This is a genomic window from Corynebacterium pilbarense, assembly GCF_026930265.1.
GTDB classification, from domain to species: Bacteria; Actinomycetota; Actinomycetes; order Mycobacteriales; family Mycobacteriaceae; genus Corynebacterium; species Corynebacterium pilbarense.
Genome location: NZ_JANRML010000131.1, coordinates 1 through 565, shown reverse-complemented (window position 1 = coordinate 565; position 565 = coordinate 1). Strand labels below are relative to the sequence as shown.

Genomic DNA, 565 nt, shown 5'->3' with positions numbered 1-565 from the left:
CGCGAGCACAGAGCCTCGCCTTTGCCGATCCGCCGCCCGTCCACACCCGCCGCCAGCTCACCATGGATGATGATATCGCCGCGCTCGTCGTCGACAATGGCTCCGGCATGTGCAAGGCCGGTTTCGCCGGCGATGACGCTCCTCGCGCCGTGTTTCCATCCATCGTGGGCCGACCCCGCCACCAGGGCGTCATGGTGGGTATGGGTCAGAAAGACAGCTATGTAGGTGATGAGGCCCAGTCCAAGAGAGGTATCCTCACCCTCAAGTACCCGATCGAACATGGCATCATCACCAACTGGGACGACATGGAGAAGATCTGGCATCACACATTCTACAATGAACTCCGAGTGGCTCCAGAGGAACACCCCATCCTGCTCACCGAGGCGCCCCTCAACCCCAAGGCCAACAGGGAGAAGATGACTCAGATCATGTTTGAGACCTTCAACACCCCCGCCATGTACGTCGCCATCCAGGCAGTGCTGTCCCTGTACGCCTCCGGTCGTACCACCGGTATCGTGCTGGACTCCGGTGACGGTGTCTCCCACACCGTACCCATCTATGAAGG

General features: G+C 60.4%; 1 protein-coding gene. It reads left to right on the top strand.

The window, feature by feature from the left end:
* Positions 1-62: 62 nt before the first annotated feature.
* Positions 63-565: hypothetical protein (locus NUW87_RS12015; protein WP_500683257.1), on the top strand; the 503-nt coding region annotated here is incomplete at its 3' end.